This is a genomic window from Aminithiophilus ramosus (assembly GCF_018069705.1).
Classification (GTDB): domain Bacteria; phylum Synergistota; class Synergistia; order Synergistales; family Aminithiophilaceae; genus Aminithiophilus; species Aminithiophilus ramosus.
In genome coordinates this window covers 1798481-1814452 of sequence record NZ_CP072943.1, presented here as the reverse complement: position 1 = coordinate 1814452, position 15972 = coordinate 1798481, and the positions used below count along the sequence as shown (strand labels likewise).

Genomic DNA, 15972 nt, shown 5'->3' with positions numbered 1-15972 from the left:
CCCCCCCCGAAGTCGTCATCACTCTCGGCTCACGACGACGCCCACTTCTTTCTCGCCGTCGAGGAGGACGTCGAAGTGTCCCCGGTAGATGCGGACGCTGGGATGTGCCCCCTCTTCGTAGGGGTGGCTGCGGAACCACTCGCGGTTGAAGACGTTGCCCTCCTCGCCGGAGAAGACGGGGAGGTAGAGGATGTTGTCCACGTCGAGGTCGAGGAAGAAATGGGTGCCGAAGGAGAGCTCGGGCGTCATCCCCGCGTTGGGGATCCCCACTTCGACGAGACAGCCGCTGTTGGAGAGCTCGCTGTACTGGACGGGGACGCCCAGCGTCGGATTGGCGCTTCCCCACCTTCCGGGACCGACGAGGATGTAGCGCTCGTTCTCGAGCTGCTGATTGAGCTCCCCCACGGCCCGGGCCACCTCGTAGAAGTCGGGGCTGGTGCCGTAGAGGTAGGGATCGACGAGAACGAGGGCCTTGGCCCCCTCGAGGGAGCCGTTGGACACCATCCGATTGCCCCTGAGGAGGATGCGCTCCGGCGGAAGGTCGTCGGGGATCTCCCTCCGGCCCAGCTCTTCGAAAACGGAGAGAGGGCGGAGCTGGACGAGGGTCAGCTCGTCGAGGGCCGTCTCGTAGGTGAGCTCGATGTCGACGGGGAGCCTCATGGCCTCCTCGAAGGTCGTCAGCAGTTCCTTGACGCGGCGGAAAAAGCCCGAACATCTCCGGGGGAAGTCGGAGAAGGAAAGGACGGGACGGCAACGTCCCTGACCGGGAGCGTCGCTGTGGAGCCAGTGGAGCATGTCTCCGTCGTACCATTCGACGAAGGCCGGAGCCATCTTGTGCTGCGACGTCATCTGCTTGAGGAAGTACTCGATCCGGGCCGAGAGGAAGAAGCCGTGGTTCAGGTCGACGTAGTCGAACTCCTCCTGGGCGTGGGAGGCGATGTCGGCCGGCCGGTTTCCCTCGGGGCGGATGTGGGGGTTGGAGAGGAAAAAGGTGCGGGCGAAGGCCCGGTCGACGGTGCGTGTCCCCAGGCCGAAGCAGACGCGCATGACGCCCTGCTCCTTGCGGACCCGTGGCGAGGGGCGGCGGAAGACCTTGGAGAAGGCCGCGGCGGCCAGCTCGGGATAGAAGAGGCCGTCGCGGATGCGCCCCACGATGGGCTGGATGAGGACGGCCATCCGCTCCGCGGCGAGTTTGATGCCGTGCTTGCGCCGATACTCCTTGGCGGCGGGGTTGAAGGCCGAGGCGAAGACCTGCTTGACGGCCCGCTCCAGGCGGCGGAGGCGGAATTCGTCCGTGCCCGTGTTGCCGAAGAAGTGAGTGGCGTATTTGCCGGCGAAGGAGAGGGTCACGTCGTCTTCCAGGACGGAAGAGGAGCGGACGGCCACGGGAGTCCGGATGACGGTGAGGATCTGCCGGAAGATCTCGCGGACGGCCGGCCGGAAATGGCCCCTTTCGAAGGCGTCGACGATGTCGAAATAGTCTCCGGACGACCGGACGATCTCTTCGAGGCGGTTGTCGGCCATGAAGACCTCGAAAATCTCCGTCGTGACGACATAGGTCGCCTGAGGCAGGTGGACGGCATCGAGAAGTCCCCGATCGTGAAGGACGGAAAAGGCGAAGGCCAGTCCCTTGGCCTTGCCTCCCACGTCGCCGGAGCCGATGAGCCAATCGCGATGCCGATAGTATTCCTTGGGGTCGAAGGACTGATAGAGCGAGGGGTCGTTCACAGGGGCACCTCCCAGCGGTCTTGAGAGTCAAGGCTCTCGAGGGCGTTGAGAATGTTCTCCCGGACGCCCGGATTGCGTCGACGGAAATCTCGGATGAATCCCTTCATGGTCTCCCTCTCGCTCTGTCCCGCGAAGGGGCAGGGCGATTCGACGAGGGGAAGGGAGAGGCGTCGGGCCTCCTGGGCCAGCCGTTCCTCGGCGACGGTCACGAGGGGGCGGATGAGGCGGATGCCGGAGCGATCCTGAAAGCCCGTCGGCTTGAAGGAGCGAAACCGTCCGGAAAAACAGAGGTTGAGCAGAGCCGTCTCCACGGCGTCGTCGAGATGGTGGGCCAGGGCCAGGACGGAACAGCCGGCCTCGCGGGCCATGCCGTTGAGCAGGCCTCGACGGTAGTTGGCGCAGAAACTGCAGGGCGATGTCTCCCCCCGGGCTCGGATGACGTCGAAAAGGGGGAAGGACTTCGTCCTGTAGGGAATGGAGAGCTTCTCGCAGAGCTCGCCCAGGGGGCTCACGTCGAGACGGCCTCCCGTGGGGTCCAGAGTCCCGGCGACAAGGGAGAAGGGAACGGGCGATCGCCTTTGCAGCGCCCTCAGGGCCACCAGGAGGACGAGGCTGTCCTTGCCCCCGGAAAGGCCGACGAAAAGGCTCTCTCCGGGCCTGATCATGCGCCACCGGGCCACGGCCCGGCCCAGGTGACGGCGGATGGGGCGGCTGAGAGCGTCGGAGAAATCGCAGGGTGAGAGGCTCATGGCGACTCCTTCTCTCCTCGGTCCTGCCGGAGCCTGTGCTCCGACGGAGGGATATGGGCTATAATCGGATCCGGAGTCTCGGTGCGGAGTCGGGGAAGTCGCGGCGCCGATCCTGTCGGAAACTCTTCAAAACTATAGCACAGTCGCGCCGTCGACAGGTGAGGAAGGAGATCCTATCCCCGCTCGATCGGCGACGCGTCGTCTGGGGGTGCCCCGTGAAGAAGATTCGCGTCGTCGTGGCCGGCGAATGCCGTCTCTTTCGAGACGGCCTGAGAAGGCTGCTGGAAATGGAAACGGATATGGTCGTTCTGGGCGAGGCGGGAGACGGGCTCGAAGCGCTCCGCGTCGTCCGGGAAAAGGCGCCCGATGTCCTTCTGTTCGACGTCGACATCCCCAAGCTCGGAAGCGTCCAGGTCGTGCGCGAACTGACCTACGCGACGCGGGCTCTGGAGTACGTCGCCCTTGCCGCCTCCGACGGCGACGAACGTCTGGCGGCCCTCTCCTCGGCCGGGGTGAGGGGCTATGTCCTCCGATCCTCGGGCATGACCGAGCTTTTTGCAGCCCTCCGCTCCGTGGCCCGCGGCGAGCCCTACGTCGATCCGCAGGTGGAGAACAAGCTCCTCGTGGGCCTCAACTGCAGCCGGGAGGAGCGGGATCTTCTCGAGGAGCTGACGCCCAAGGAGAAGGAGGTCCTCTACTGGATCTCCCAGGGGATGAGCAACGGCGAGATCGCCGGTCGCATGGTGCTCTCCGAGAAGACCGTCAAGAACCACGTCAGCCACATCCTCCGCAAACTGGAGCTGAAGGATCGGACTCAGATCGCCGTCCTGGCCTGGCGCACCGGCATGGCCCAGTCGATGCCCTGCTGAACTTTCCGCGCTCTCAAGACGAAGATCCCCGCTCCGGAAAGGGCGGGGATCTTCGTCTTGTTGAAGGAATCCGCCGTCCGACGGGCCTTCGTGCCGCAAAGGGACGACGCTCAGGAGGAGCCGCTCATGGCGCTCAGCGAGTCGGTCAGGCTCGTGAGCCACTCCAGCTGCGACGTCATCGTCGAAAGGCTCACCTCGGCGGCGGCGAACTGGGTGAGGAGACGCTGCTTCTTGAGGTCCAGGCGCTCCTCGAAGTCGCTGATGCGCGTGTCGAGGTTGGAGATCTCCGTCTCCCAGACGCTGATCTGGTTGGCCACTTTGCCCTTGACGGTGACGGTGCTGCCGACTTCGACGGTCGAGCTGCTGACCATCTGGTCGATGTAGGTGCCGAACTTGGCCATGAGCTGCGTGGCCAGTTCGCCTACCTGATTGGGGTTGTCCTTCAGGGCCTCCATGAAGTCGTCGGTGGAGAACTCCAGGAGGCCGCTCTTGCCGTAATCCGCTGCTTCCGTCGTGATGCCGACCTGGCCGATCTGGGTGTAGGTCCTGAGGCCCGTCTTGGCCAGGAAGTTGTCGGGATCGGCGACGGTGACGCCCTTGTCCCCCTTGAGGGTGAGCTGGCCGTTGGAGACGGTGGCCTTGAGGACCATGGGTTCGCCCGTCGCGTCGTCGACGGAGCTGTTGATCTTGGCCGCCAGCGTGTCCCACGTGTCGGTGACGCTGACGTCGATCGTCGTCTGCTTGCCGTCGTGGTAGAGGATGAACTTGGAGTCCTCTTTGATGATGGCCTCGCTGTCGCTGGCGGAGAGGGGGCCGAACTGGCGGTAGATCTGATCGCTCGTGCGGCTGGCGAAGGAGACGTTGAGGGGGTGGTGATGAGGTTGCGCAGGGTCGACTTGGCCTGCCAGAGGGTGGAGTCCCCGTGGAGGAGCCCCCAGGCGCGCTCGAAGTCGGACTCGGGGTCCTCGACGGTCTCCTCGGAGAGGCGGATGTTGATCCATTCCATCAGCTCGTTGTAGCTGTCGGTGAAGGCCTGGAGGCCCTCGACGGCCGTCTGGGCGTCGAGGGTGATGTCCATCTGGACCTTGCCGGTGCCGACGACGTTGAGGGTGACGTTGTCGATGAGGTCGGTGATCTCGTTCGTCTCCCGCGTCACCGTCAGGCCGTCGAGCTTGAGGATGGCGTCCTGGGCGACGTTGAGCTCGTTCTTGACGGAGCCCGAATCGAGGAAGCCCAGGCTCGCAAGGATGCCGTCGCCGTCGGTGAGGGTCATCGCGCTGTCGGCCCCGGTGAGCCCGCTGGTGAGGACGATGCGCCGGTCCACGAGAGAGGCCGAGACGAGGGCCGTCGTCTCGTTTTCCGATCCCCAGGCCGCGGCGGCCTCGTTGATCTTCGACGAGATGGAGGCCAGGCTGTCCGAGGCCTCGACGGTGACATCGACGGACCCGAGCGTGCCGACGTCGACGGAGAAGGTGCCGCTCAGCCCGAGAGCCGTCGAGGCGTCGTCGACGCGGTCGCTGGCGATGCGGTGGGCCTGGGCCTTCTGGACGACTTCGATCTCGTACTGGGCGATGGCCGCATCGGCCGTCGCCGTCGCCGTGACGATTCCGACGTTGGAGGAGGCTCCGTCCAGGGGGGTGAACTCGGTGGCCTTGGCCGAATAGGTCGACGTGAGCTTCAGGGAGGTCAGGGAGCTTTGCATGGTCTTGAAGAGGGCCGAGAACTCCTCGTAGAGGCTGATCTTGAGCTCCAGCTTCTCCTGTTTCTCTTCCCACTGGGTGATGGGCTTGCTGTCGTTTTCGATGATCGTGTCGGCCATGGTGCCCCAGTCGATTCCCGACGTGGCACCGGACAGGGAGAAAAGGGCATCCGAGATGGTGGACATATCCAGACCTCCTTCGTTGGCAAGGGCTCTAGATCAGGTATCGGCCATGGCGAGGTCGGCCTTGACGGTCATTTTCCCTCTTTGCGGGAAAAGGCGTGGAAGAAGGCGACTTCGGCGATATAAAGGAGCCGGTCGAGGCAGACTACCCTCTCCCGGACGAGGCACTCCAGGGCCAGGGGAAAGACCGGAAGAAGGGGCGACCGGACGAAATACCCCCGACGCCGCTTGGGAACGAGGGCGCCGCCGAGCAGGGAGGCGGCGAGAGCCTCGTCCCCTTTCTCCCCGATGAGGTGAAGGGCGCACTCGCCCCACCGGTCCAGGTTCCGGGACAGGGGGGTTTCCCTCTCTGCCGGGAGGGTCAGGAGCCAGGGATCTCCGGCGATCTCCCCCCCTCCGTGGAGGAGGAAGAGGTCGAAGGAGGCGTCGTCGCCGGTGGTGACGAGCCAGCAAGGATTGCCGTGGAGGCGGGCGGTCTGGGCCTTTTGTCCCGGATTCACTCGATATCCCTCCCCTCGTGATAGAATAACCTACGAACCTGATGAAGATGGTAGCACAGGCGTCGCGCCCGGTGACGGGCGAGGCGACGATTGATTGTGGCGGGAGGAAAAACGATGAAAGTCTTCGTTGACGACAGCGCCCTCGATCTCCGTTCCGGCGCGGGCAAAGAGGAGATCCTCCGTGAAGTTCTCGCGACCTGCGCCTCTCGGGGACGCGTCCTTGAGACGATTTCCGTCGATGGCGTCGTCCTCGACGAGGCGTCCTTCGTCGCCCTGGAGGGAGGCAGCCGCGTGGAGGTGTCCACGGTCTCCCTCCGTGATCTGATCCGCTCCTCCCTGCAGGAGGCCGTCGGCTATCTCCCGAAGCTTGTCCGGGGCCTTCGGACCGTCGCCGATCGTCTCGAGGCCGAGGAGAAGGCCCAGGCTCTGTCGACGCTCTCCGACGCCCTCGAGGGGATCGGCTGGTTCCTCCGCGTCCTTGCCGATACCCATGCCCTGTTGGGAGCCCGGCCCGCCGAGGGGGAGGAGCTGGCCCACCTTCTGGCGGCCCTTCAGGAGAGACTGGAGAAACTGTCTCGATCCCTCGAGGGAGACCGCTCCTTCGAGGCGGCCTTTCTGCTCAGAGAGGAAATCGTTCCCGCCCTGGAGGGGCTCGCGCCGCGCATCGAGGCTCTTAGAAACCTCTCCGAGGGCAACGTCAATTAGCTCTCCGGCGTCGTCCCGCCGAGAGGGCGGAAGCCCCTTCCCGTTCCGCCTTCTCCCCGCGGCGAGAGGAGGTGGCTCCGTCCTCGCCGCGTCGCGGGTTCCCCTTTTCGCCACCCTGGCCTCGGCCTCGATACGCCCCAGATTGAACCCCCGGGAGGAATGTCTCCTTGTCCGTTCGTAAAGGAATCGCCCTCTTCGTGGGCATCTCCCTCGCCGTCAGCGGAGCGGTCCTCGCCTCCAGCGCCGACCGCTTCACCGTCGATCTTCTCCTCTCCGCCAAGCCTCGAGGGCTTTTCCTCGTCCTGGTCCTCATGGTGGCGGCCTGGTCCGTCGATGCCCTCCGTTTCTGCGCCCTCTCCCGGGCCGCCGACGAGCATATCGGCTTCCGACTCGGCGTGGAGCTCACCTTCCTCAACTATTTCGGCTCGGCCATAACGCCCATGCAGAGCGGAGGCGGCCCTTTCCAGGTCTACATGCTCTACCGGAACGACGTGCCCATCGGCAAGGGCGTCGCCATCACCCTGACGCGGACCCTGCTGACCCTCTTCATCCTCGGCCTCGTCGTTCCCGTCGCCATCGTGACGACGCCGGAATTTCTCTCGGGCCAGCATCTCATGCAGGGTATCTTTTCCTACGTCGTCCTCTTCGTCGTCCTGACCTGGACGCTCGTCGTCCTGAGCCTCGTCAGGCCGCAGCTCGTGAAACGTCTCGGGACGGCTCTGACGCTTCTCCTGAAGCGCCTGGGCTTCGTCAAGCCTCGGGCCGTCCTCAGAACGGTCCGCCGCATCAATCGCGAGATCGACAATTACGGCGAAAACTTCCGCCTCTTCTTCTCGACGGGGAAATACCATTTCGCCTTTGCCGTCTTCTGCTCCGTCCTGCACCTTTTCCTTATCTTCTCCGTCCTCCCCATCCTCATCTGGTCTGTCTCCCTGCCCTGCCACTACGCCCAGGCCCTGATGGCCCAGGCTCTCTTCCTCTTCGTCCTTTATTTTGTCCCCACGCCGGGCGGCAGCGGCGTCGCCGAGGGGGGGGGAGCGATCCTCTTCCGCCTCCTCGTTCCCTGGAACATGGCCGGCGTCATGGCCATCGGCTGGCGTTTCTTCACCGAATATATCGCCATCGGCCTCGGCGCCTTCGTCGCCCTCCGCCTTCTGGGCTGGGGGTTGGCCGATGAGCTTCTGGGAGCGAAAAAAGATGCCTGAATCCCTTCGCGCCTGGGCCTTCAAGATGAGGGGCGGGCTCTGGACGGGGCTTTTCCTTCTCCTCCTGGCCCTGGCCGAGCCGAATGGTTTCAGCCTCGGGCTGGGACTGTCCCTCGTCTTCGTCGGTCAGCTCCTGCGCTTCTGGGCGGCCGGGTCGATCGGTCTTTACCGCGGGGAGGAAGTGAAGGCCGATCGTCTCGTCACCTGGGGCCCCTACGGCTGGGTTCGCAACCCTCTTTACCTGGCCAACGGCCTCATGGGGCTCGGCTGGTCCCTTTCGGCGCGGTGCGCGGGAGTGGGGCTCTTCCTGGTCTCTTTCACCGTCATCTACCCTCTCCTCATCATTCCTCACGAGGAGGCCTTCCTCGAAGAGCGTTTCGGCGACGCCTTCCGCCTCTTCAAGGCGACGACGCCCATGCTGCTCCCCCTGCGGATTCCCGGGCCCGAACGTCGGCGAGGCCCCTTCGACGGGACCGTCCTCTGGCGGAGCGAGCGCCACTCTCTATGGGTCACGCTGGCGGCGACGGCCCTTCTCCTCTCGCGGCTCTGGTGGTAGGGGCCTCATCGCAAAGGCAGAGCCCCTTCCGGCCGGAAGGGGCTCTGCCTTTGCGATGAGGCTAATGGCTCTTGCGCCGCGAGTTGCCGTAGAGACGCTGCCAGGATCGCTCGTAGACATGGCTCGGAGGCAGGAGAAGGCGCGCATGGCCCTCTTCGATGGCCTTTTGGGCGACGGCCTCGGCGATGCGGGGCGTCACCTCTTCGGAGAAGAGCTCGGGAACGATGGCCCGCGCCGAGAGCCTTCTCCGGTCGACAGTGTCGGCCAGGGCCAGGGCGGCGGCCAGAAGCATGCCGTCGGAGACCATCGTCGCCTGGACGTCGAGGACGCCCCGCATGATGCCCGGAAAGGCCTGCAGGCTTTGGAGGACGTTGTCGTAATCGTACAGTCCCGTGCCGATGACGGCGGCTCCGGCGGCGGCGGCCTCTTCGGGCGAGATTTCCGGGTCGGGCAGGGCCAGGGGGAAGAGGATGGGCGACGGGGCCATGGTCCGGACCATGGAGGCCGAGAGGATGGAGCCTCGGGAGAGACCGATGAAGGCGTGGGCCCCCTTGATGGCCTCGGCCAGTCCGCCCTTGACCCCGCGGGGATTGGTCCTGGCGGCCATTTCCTCCTGGACGTGGTCCATCACGGCGTTCTCCGGCCCCAGGATGCCCGTGCTGTTAAGGACGACGATGTCGGTGAGGCCTGCCTTCAGCAGAAGGTGAGTCACGGCGACGCCCGTCGCCCCGGCGCCGCAGACGACGACGCGGCAGGAGGCCCTGTCGCGCTCCGTCACGGTCAGGGCGTTGTGGAGGGCGGCACAGACGACGACGGCCATGCCCTGCTCGTCGTCGGCGAAGACGGGGAGGGCAAGGCGGTTTCGAAGCTCGCGGAGGACGGAAAAGGTCCGCGGCGCGGCGATGTCGTCGAGGGCGATGGCCCCGAAGGCCGGAGCGATGAGTTGCGTGGCATAGATGATGTCGTCGGTGATTTTGCTGTCGAGGGCGATGGGAATGGCGTCGATGTCTCCGAAAAGCTTGTAGAGAAGGCTCTTGCCCTCCAGGGCGGGCAGGGAGGCCAGGGCCGAGATGTCGCCCAGCCCCGTGATGGCCGATCCATCGGTGACGACGGCGATGCGGTTCCCCTTGCCCGTCAGCTCGAAACTCAGGGCCGGTTCCTCTTCGATGGCCAGAGAGGGGGCGACGCTGCCCGGAAGGTAGGCCAACCCAAGCTCCTCCTCGTTGCGGACGTTGATCGTCGGGAAAATGCCGATCTTGCCTCGTGCCCTTCTGTGCATTTCCAAAGCGCGCAAACGATCGATAGTCACGAAAGACCCTCCTTGAGAAAGGGAATGGGAACGGTTCCCGAAAGCGTCGTCACCGGGGACAGGGAGGGATCGACGATCTCCAGCGATTCCAGGTCGATGACCATTCCGTCGGTGGCGGCTGTCACTTCCGTTCCCGGCCGCGAGAGGTCACGGGCGATCGCCTCCGGACCCTCCTCCAGGACGCCGCGGCCGAGGTGCGTGAGAATCACCCGCTTGGGGGCCAGCCTCGCGATGAGCGTGGCGACGTCTGCGGGACAGAGATGGTCGATCCCCTCGCGGTGATGGGCGAAGGTCATGTTGACGATCAGCAGGGGGCAGGAACGGTAGAAATCGACCCATCGCTCTTCGAATCGGGTATCGCTGACGAGCCCCAGGGGGGCGAGGCCCGGGATCTGGAGGGTGAAGCCGAAGCAGTCGACATGGTGGTGGGTGAGAGGCGTGCCCTCGACGGTCACCCCTCCGGGGAGGGCGATCGTTTGTCCCTCCTCCCAGATATGGAGGGCCTCGATCTTCTCCTGAAGATAGGGGAGGAGGCAGCAGACGTCCCGTCCGTCCCGCGGCAGGACCACGTGACCGTGGCGGCGGAAGCCGCCTTCGACCATCGCCTCTGCGAGGACGTTCAGGTCCGTGCTGTGATCGATGTGACGGTGGGTCAGGAGGAGAGCCGCGAGGTCGAGAACGTCCAGAGGGGGCGTCGCCTCGCAGATCCGGACCAGGGAGCCGGGGCCGGGATCGATGACGAAGGCCTGATCGCCGAGGCCGACCCAGATTCCTCCCGAGGCCCTGAGCTGACGCATGATGGTGAAACGGGCACCGGCCGTGCCGAGGAAGCGGATGAAACGTCGCGGATAGAGGCTGTCCTGAGGCGTTGCCGTCACCTCCTTCAGCGGAAATAGGCCAGGAGGGCCTTGAACGGGACCGTTCCGGACCGCTTCAGCATCTGATAGACGACGGTTTCCATGGGCACGACGAGAGCTCCGGCCCGGCTCATGGCGTCGAGGGCCAGGTTGCGGTGTTCCTCCTGACGGCTGCTCACGGCATCGGCGGCGACGATGACGCGGTAGTCGCGCTCCAGCAGCTCCATGACGGTGGCGAGGACGCAGATGTGGGCCTCGACGCCGCAGACGATGATCTGATCTCTGCCGGGTTCGGAGAGATACTCGGCGAACCCCTCTTCCGCATAGCAGGAGAAATGGGTCTTTTCGAAGCGTCGCCATTCCCGTGAGAGGGAGGAGGCGACGGGCTCCGTCGTCGATCCCAGACCTCGGGGATACTGCTCCGTCATCTTGACGGGAAGGTGGAGCATCTCGGCCGCCCGGGCGAGGATGGCGATCCTGTTCTCCACGGTCTCGGAGTCGGCGACGAGGGGGATGAGCTTCTCCTGGACGTCGACGACGAGGAGGATCGCCTTCTCGGCGTCGATGATGAAGGGTCTCATGGCATTCACCTCTCCTTTCACGTGTCCTTATTATACGTTCTTCCCCCTCCGAAGAGGACCTCATGGCGATTCCCAATTTTTTGTGCTATGCTCAGGCCGCCCAAAGATTGGACAGGGGAGGTGAATCGTCATGCCGAAACGCCAGCACCGCGACCGCGACAAGGACAGGGAATGGACGATCGAAAAAGTTCTCAAGGCCATGGAAGGTCCCGATTACCCCGATTTCCTCCTGGAGCTCGTCTGTCAGATCCAGGAGTGGATGGAATCGGCTCTCTCGGGGGAGGCCCTTGCTCCCGTCGACGAGGGCTTTCTCAGCTACGGAGAGCGCGTTTTTCAGGGCGATATGGACGGCCTGACGGCCCGCCTCGAGTGGCTCGGAAACAGAGCCGACCTGCTCCCCTCCGTCGAGAGCCCTCAGGGATGTCCCGAGGCCGTCGTCCTCTGTCTCGGTCCCATCGATTTCGAAGAAGGTCTGCGTCTGGCCGTCGATCATGGAGCCCTTTTCGGCCGGCCCAACTGCAAGCGCATCTGGCTCGTGGGCGACAGCTGGCACCTGGGGGAAGTGATCCACTACATCCCTCACGTCAAAGCGCTGGCCGCCCAAGGCGTGGAACTCCGCTTCCTTCTCGTCACCCCCTGGGGGTGGACGGAAGTCCCCGTCGGCGCTCCCCGAGAGGCCGAGGGCACTCCCTGGAAGTGGGAGGGGAAAAATCACCTCCGGGGGCTGTGCAGCGACGAAGGCCTTTAGGGACGCAGGTGAAGCTCTTCGGCGGGAAGCCGTTGCCGGAGAGGGAGTCGAGGACTAAAAGGCGAGGAAGGCCGATATCGGCCTTCCTCGCCTTTTAGTCCTTCGGATTTATCCTCCGCTGATCATGTGGATGATCTGAACCGTCGCGCCGTCGGGCACCGCCGTCGAGTCGAAGGCGTCCCGCGGAACGGGGCTGTCGTCGATCCAGACGGCCAGCAGGGGAAAGGTGAACCTCTTGATCCCGATGATGTCGCGGACCGTCAATCCTTCCTGCCAGGCCAGCCCTTCGCCGTTGACGGTGATCATGCTAGTCCTGCCACTGATCCTCGGGGCGGGCGTGCTTCTCGACGACGGCGATCACTTCGGGGAGATCCATGCCCAGCTCCTTGAGCTTCTTCACCGTCGGAATGCCGTTGCGGTCCCAGCCGCGACGCTTGTAGACCGTGTCCTTGAGCTGTTCCCACTGGGCCAGGCGGGCCTTCTGGAGCCGGGCGATCTTCTCCTCGACGGCAAGTCCTGCGGGATCGACGCCGGCGCTCTTCAGCTCGTTGTCGTAGTACTCGGCGCGGGCCTCCCACTCGTCGGCATAGACGGGTCCCAGGGCCCGCAGGGGGATGTTGTGGTCCTTCCGCGTTCCCTTGCCCATGCGGAGGTTGAAGACGCGCTGGAAGTTGTAGACGCGCTCCGACATGGTGACGATCTCTTCCTTGTCGATGTTGCGGCCCGTGACGGCGTTGAAGATATCGACGTAGTTCTGAACGTGCTCGGGGACGCGGGCGGCGTCCTGAGGGCGGTGCTTGGTGGCGTTGTCGGCGGGCTCGACGTCGTTCCAGGGCAGCTTGCAGAGGCCCACGAGAGAGAACCAGGTCCGGAAGTTGGGGAAGTAGTGAAGGGCCTCGGCCTTGTCCTCGAAGGTGGGGAGCTGCTTGTTGACGCGGTCCATGAAGATGAGCCAGGCCTCGTCGTGCTGGGGGCCCTTGAGGGTGAGGAAGAAGCCGCCCCACTGGGCGACGGACTCTTTCGGCACGTACTCGGAGACCTCGACGCCCTGGCCCTCCATGCCGAACTTCTCCATCTCCTCGTAGGGGGCGCCATAGCGCTCGGAGAAGATCTTCTTCATCTTGCGGACGCCCTTGCCGACGGCGAGGGCGAACGCGTCCTTGCCCTCGGCCATGCGGTGGATGAGCTCCATCAGGTCGGCGGCCCGGCCGAAGTTAAGATCGAGGCCTCCCGTGTGCTCCTTGGTGATGAAGCCCTTCTCGTAGCACTCGCAGACGAAGGCAAGGCCCGTGCCGAGGGAGATGGTATCGATGCCGTAGTGGTCGGCGTAGAAGTTGCCCTCGATCGTCCAGAGGGGATCGAAGACGCCCACGTTGGATCCGAGGGAGACGGCCGTCTCGTACTCGGGGCCGTCGACGGTGACGACCTTGCCCTTGCAGGGGCCCGTCTGGATCGTGTAGTTGTCGACGGCCTTGGCGCAGGCCATGGAGCAGCCGTACCAGCAGCCGTCGGGGATGCCCTGGGTGAAGAGGTTCTCGTAGACGGAGGAGCGGATGTTGTCGATGTCCTTGTGGGAGCCGAACTTGTAGTTATGCGTCGGCAGGAGATGGTACTCGTTCATGATCTCGTTCAGGTGGGGCGTGCCGGCCGTGCGCATCCGGCACTGCTGGGCGTCGAGATCGTGGATCTCGCGGTGGAGCTTGTTGCCCCGATCCTGGAGGACCTGGATGTCGACGGCCTTGTTGATGTCGCCCGAGAGCTTGTGGCTCCTGACGACGAGGGCGGCGATCTTCTTGTCGCGGAGGATGGTGCCGCCGCCGCCGCGACCGGCCTGCTTCAGGCGGGCCACCTTGCGGCGGATGTCCCAGAAACTGGTGTTGAGGCAGCCCCAGTAGCTCGACTCGGCGGCCTTGCCGGCGGAGATGACGGAGACGAAGCGCTTGTCGTCGTTGGAGCCGTCGGAGAACATCTCGTGGAGCTCTTCGGTGATGGTGTAGGCGTTGATGTCGTCGAAGGCGGATTCGAAGATCTGGACCTTGGCGGCATCGCCGTCGATGACGACGACGACGTCCCTGTCGGCCTTGCCCTGGACCTCGAGGGCGTCGAAACCGGCGAGCTTCAACAGGGGGCCGAAGTGGCCGCCGGAGTTGCTGTCGTAGGTCTGGTCCGAAAGGGGAGAGATGAAGGCGGCGTAGAATTTGCCGGCGCCGGGGTACTGCGTGGTGCCGCAGAGGGGGCCGCCGGAAATGACGATCTCGTTCTCGGGATCGTTCCACCGGGTCTTCTCGTTGACGGCGTCCCAGAGGAGCTTGAGGTCGAAACCGCGACCGCCGGTGAACTTGAGTTTCATATCCTCCGAGACGGGCCTGGCGGCGAACTCCTGCTTGCCGACGTTGACGTATAGGGTCTGATTCGCGTAGCCCTTGACGACCTCGGAAGGCGAATAGGACCACTCGGCGATGAGCTTCATTTCCTTTGTCATTTCCCTGTGACCTCCTTTGTCCCGTCTTATTCCGTCACGATTTCGAGGGCTTCGACGGGGCACTTCTTGACGCAGAGCCCGCAGGCGATGCACTTGAAAGGCTCGGGACGCCTGGCGGCATGGTAGAAGAAGCTCTTCGTCGGGCAGAAGCCGACGCACATGAGGCAGCCGACGCACTTCTTCTCGTCCATGCGGATGATGCCGTTGCCGTCGCGGGCCAGAGCCCCGACAGGGCACATGTCGATGCAGGTGCCGCACTGGTTGCAGGCGTTCAGATCGTAATGGTCCTCGTCCTTCTTCGTGACCTGGATTCGGGAGAGCGCGGGATTGTTCTCCTTGAACCACGTCGTCGAGCAGGTCTCCATGCAGGTCCCGCAGCCGACACACTTATCCGGATCCACCTTCAACCACTTCAAAATAATCCCCCCTTGTTGATGGTAAAACCTGTATGGTGTACTCGAAACACAAGTGCGCACCATACATCTGCCTAATGGTTATGATACTCTATGAACGATAGGGGGACAACTCCAACGCTGAGCAAAAGTAAACAAAACCCCCGCTCTGGTTCGAATCAAAACGTCAGAGATGCCGCAACGGCCTTGCCCCGGCCTATCTGCGCGTTGACGCTCTCCCGAAGGGGTGTTACAATCTCTGCTGTTCGGGGCGTAGCGCAGCCTGGTTAGCGCGCCTGGTTCGGGACTAGGAGGCCGGAGGTTCAAATCCTCTCGCCCCGACCAATCAAGCAGGAAAAGGCCCTTCTCTGCCGAGAAGGGCCTTTGTGTCGGGCGGCGGGAAGATTTTGACGAATGTTGACTTTCATCTCGGGGCCCTCTATAATCGTCACAGGAGGGGTCCATCATGGTCAACGTGCCCGTCGCCACCAATCGCAAGGCCCGATTCGAATTCTTCATCCTCGAGACCTTCGAGGCGGGCATCGTCCTCACCGGAACGGAGATCAAGTCGGTGCGGGAACGTCGCGTCAACCTGAAGGACAGCTTCGCCCGTTTCGAGGGGGCCGAGCTCTGGCTTCAGAACCTCCACATCTCCCCCTACGACAAGGGCAGCTACTACAACCACGACGAGAAGCGCCCCCGCAAGCTCCTGATGCACCGGGGCGAGATCGTCCGCCTCATCGGCAAGATCAAGGAGAAAGGACTGACCCTCATCCCCCTTTCCATGTACCTCAAGGAGGGGCGGTGGGCCAAGGTGGAAATGGCCCTGGCCAAGGGAAAGCAGCAGCACGACAAGCGCGACGCCATCGCCGACCGCGATGCCAAGCGCGAGATCGAGCGGGCCGCGAGGCGCCGCGACCGCGACTGAGTAAACTCAAGGGGGCGACAGGTTTCGACGACAGGCTTGGAGGGTCCAGCGGAGCGAGCCGAGGTTTCCGTCACCTCGTAAAACAGCGGAACCTTAAAGTAACTGCCAACGATAACTACGCTCTGGCTGCTTAAGTAAGCGGCCCGTTGCCGACGCCTTCACCGTCCGGGTGTCGTCCGACGTCACATAGAACGGTTGCTCCGGTCGGGTCGTTCCCGACGATCGGCTAAGCCAAGGGAACTGGGGGTGAGGGATCCTGTCCCTGGGAGCCCGATCCCCGAGATCAAACCAGGGACTACGCTCGTAGCGCCGCTGTGGCCGGCCCCTGCCGGACGGGAGTTCGATTCTCCCCGCCTCCACCATTTATAAAGAGACAAACCCGTCCACTGACCGCAAGCGGTTGTTGTACGGGTTTTCTTTTTTCTTGGTTTGTCATGGCTTCAGCCTGATTTCCCTCCCGGGGCACGCGGGAACGAGCTGC

General features: G+C 64.0%; 16 protein-coding genes, 1 tRNA gene, 1 other RNA gene and 1 pseudogene. 8 read left to right on the top strand and 11 right to left on the bottom strand.

Going from position 1 to position 15972, the window contains the following annotated elements; translation table 11 throughout:
- Positions 1-18: 18 nt before the first annotated feature.
- Together KAR29_RS08345 and KAR29_RS08340 are read right to left on the bottom strand one after the other, a co-directional pair.
- The gene (locus tag KAR29_RS08345) at positions 19-1728 is read right to left on the bottom strand and encodes a PEP/pyruvate-binding domain-containing protein (protein ID WP_274372542.1); all 1710 of its coding nucleotides are present in this window, start codon (positions 1726-1728) and stop codon (positions 19-21) included.
- Complete coding sequence (locus KAR29_RS08340) at positions 1725-2477, bottom strand: tRNA 2-thiocytidine biosynthesis TtcA family protein (RefSeq protein WP_274372541.1); 753 nt, start codon at positions 2475-2477, stop codon at positions 1725-1727. The genes KAR29_RS08345 and KAR29_RS08340 overlap by 4 nt, the downstream gene beginning before the upstream one ends.
- 215 nt (positions 2478-2692) lie before the next feature.
- On the opposite strand from KAR29_RS08340, the gene KAR29_RS08335 reads away from it, so the two are divergent.
- On the top strand, positions 2693-3346 hold the full coding sequence (locus KAR29_RS08335; protein WP_274372540.1) for a LuxR C-terminal-related transcriptional regulator: 654 nt from the start codon (positions 2693-2695) through the stop codon (positions 3344-3346).
- Positions 3347-3456: 110 nt separating this feature from the next.
- Here KAR29_RS08335 and fliD (KAR29_RS14075) read toward each other — a convergent pair whose 3' ends face one another.
- From fliD (KAR29_RS14075) to KAR29_RS08320, 3 genes and pseudogenes are all read right to left on the bottom strand, one after another.
- Entirely contained in the window at positions 3457-3996 is a 540-nt protein-coding gene (gene fliD / locus KAR29_RS14075; RefSeq protein ID WP_407649478.1) for a flagellar filament capping protein FliD, read from the bottom strand.
- Between the two features lie 266 nt (positions 3997-4262).
- Positions 4263-5165: pseudogene (gene fliD, locus KAR29_RS14070) on the bottom strand (flagellar filament capping protein FliD); the annotation flags it as partial.
- Between the two features lie 134 nt (positions 5166-5299).
- A complete protein-coding gene (locus KAR29_RS08320; protein WP_274372537.1) occupies positions 5300-5728 on the bottom strand; it encodes a hypothetical protein in 429 nt (142 codons plus the stop codon).
- A gap of 114 nt (positions 5729-5842) precedes the next feature.
- Here KAR29_RS08320 and KAR29_RS08315 point away from each other — a divergent pair, with 114 nt between their 5' ends.
- The 3 genes from KAR29_RS08315 (at position 5843) to KAR29_RS08305 (ending at position 8194) form a co-directional block, all read left to right on the top strand.
- A complete protein-coding gene (locus KAR29_RS08315) occupies positions 5843-6433 on the top strand; it encodes a hypothetical protein (protein ID WP_274372536.1) in 591 nt (196 codons plus the stop codon).
- Between the two features lie 167 nt (positions 6434-6600).
- Entirely contained in the window at positions 6601-7638 is a 1038-nt protein-coding gene (locus KAR29_RS08310; RefSeq protein WP_274372535.1) for a lysylphosphatidylglycerol synthase transmembrane domain-containing protein, read from the top strand.
- Complete coding sequence (locus KAR29_RS08305; protein WP_274372534.1) at positions 7631-8194, top strand: methyltransferase family protein; 564 nt, start codon at positions 7631-7633, stop codon at positions 8192-8194. Before KAR29_RS08310 ends, KAR29_RS08305 begins: the two co-directional genes overlap by 8 nt.
- A 61-nt stretch (positions 8195-8255) precedes the next feature.
- Here the strand turns inward: KAR29_RS08305 and KAR29_RS08300 are convergent, their stop codons facing one another.
- The 3 genes from KAR29_RS08300 to KAR29_RS08290 are packed head-to-tail and all read right to left on the bottom strand — an operon-like array spanning position 8256 to position 10941.
- Positions 8256-9503, bottom strand: coding sequence for an NAD(P)-dependent malic enzyme (locus KAR29_RS08300; protein ID WP_274372533.1), 1248 nt, complete (start codon positions 9501-9503; stop codon positions 8256-8258).
- Complete coding sequence (locus KAR29_RS08295) at positions 9500-10381, bottom strand: MBL fold metallo-hydrolase (RefSeq protein ID WP_274372532.1); 882 nt, start codon at positions 10379-10381, stop codon at positions 9500-9502. Before KAR29_RS08295 ends, KAR29_RS08300 begins: the two co-directional genes overlap by 4 nt.
- Before the next feature lie 5 nt (positions 10382-10386).
- Positions 10387-10941 (bottom strand): isochorismatase family protein, encoded by a 555-nt coding sequence (locus tag KAR29_RS08290; protein WP_274372531.1) that lies wholly within the window; start codon positions 10939-10941, stop codon positions 10387-10389.
- Positions 10942-11071: 130 nt separating this feature from the next.
- Here KAR29_RS08290 and KAR29_RS08285 point away from each other — a divergent pair, with 130 nt between their 5' ends.
- A complete protein-coding gene (locus KAR29_RS08285; protein WP_274372530.1) occupies positions 11072-11689 on the top strand; it encodes a hypothetical protein in 618 nt (205 codons plus the stop codon).
- A gap of 108 nt (positions 11690-11797) precedes the next feature.
- Here the strand turns inward: KAR29_RS08285 and thiS are convergent, their stop codons facing one another.
- From thiS to KAR29_RS08270, 3 genes are read right to left on the bottom strand one after another with little or no spacing between them, the layout of a single operon-like run.
- Complete coding sequence (thiS, locus tag KAR29_RS08280; RefSeq protein ID WP_274372529.1) at positions 11798-11995, bottom strand: sulfur carrier protein ThiS; 198 nt, start codon at positions 11993-11995, stop codon at positions 11798-11800.
- Between the two features lies 1 nt (position 11996).
- Positions 11997-14171 (bottom strand): aldehyde ferredoxin oxidoreductase family protein, encoded by a 2175-nt coding sequence (locus KAR29_RS08275; protein WP_274372528.1) that lies wholly within the window; start codon positions 14169-14171, stop codon positions 11997-11999.
- A 26-nt stretch (positions 14172-14197) separates the two neighbouring features.
- A complete protein-coding gene (locus KAR29_RS08270) occupies positions 14198-14587 on the bottom strand; it encodes a 4Fe-4S binding protein (protein WP_274372527.1) in 390 nt (129 codons plus the stop codon).
- 243 nt (positions 14588-14830) lie between these two features.
- On the opposite strand from KAR29_RS08270, the gene KAR29_RS08265 reads away from it, so the two are divergent.
- The 3 genes from KAR29_RS08265 to ssrA all read left to right on the top strand — a co-directional run bounded on the left by KAR29_RS08265 (position 14831) and on the right by ssrA (position 15853).
- Positions 14831-14908, top strand: a tRNA-Pro gene (locus KAR29_RS08265).
- A 121-nt stretch (positions 14909-15029) separates the two neighbouring features.
- Positions 15030-15491: an SsrA-binding protein SmpB gene (smpB, locus tag KAR29_RS08260; RefSeq protein ID WP_274372526.1), complete on the top strand. Its 462-nt coding sequence runs from the start codon at positions 15030-15032 to the stop codon at positions 15489-15491.
- A gap of 10 nt (positions 15492-15501) precedes the next feature.
- Positions 15502-15853: a transfer-messenger RNA gene (gene ssrA, locus KAR29_RS08255) on the top strand.
- Positions 15854-15972 lie beyond the last annotated feature (119 nt).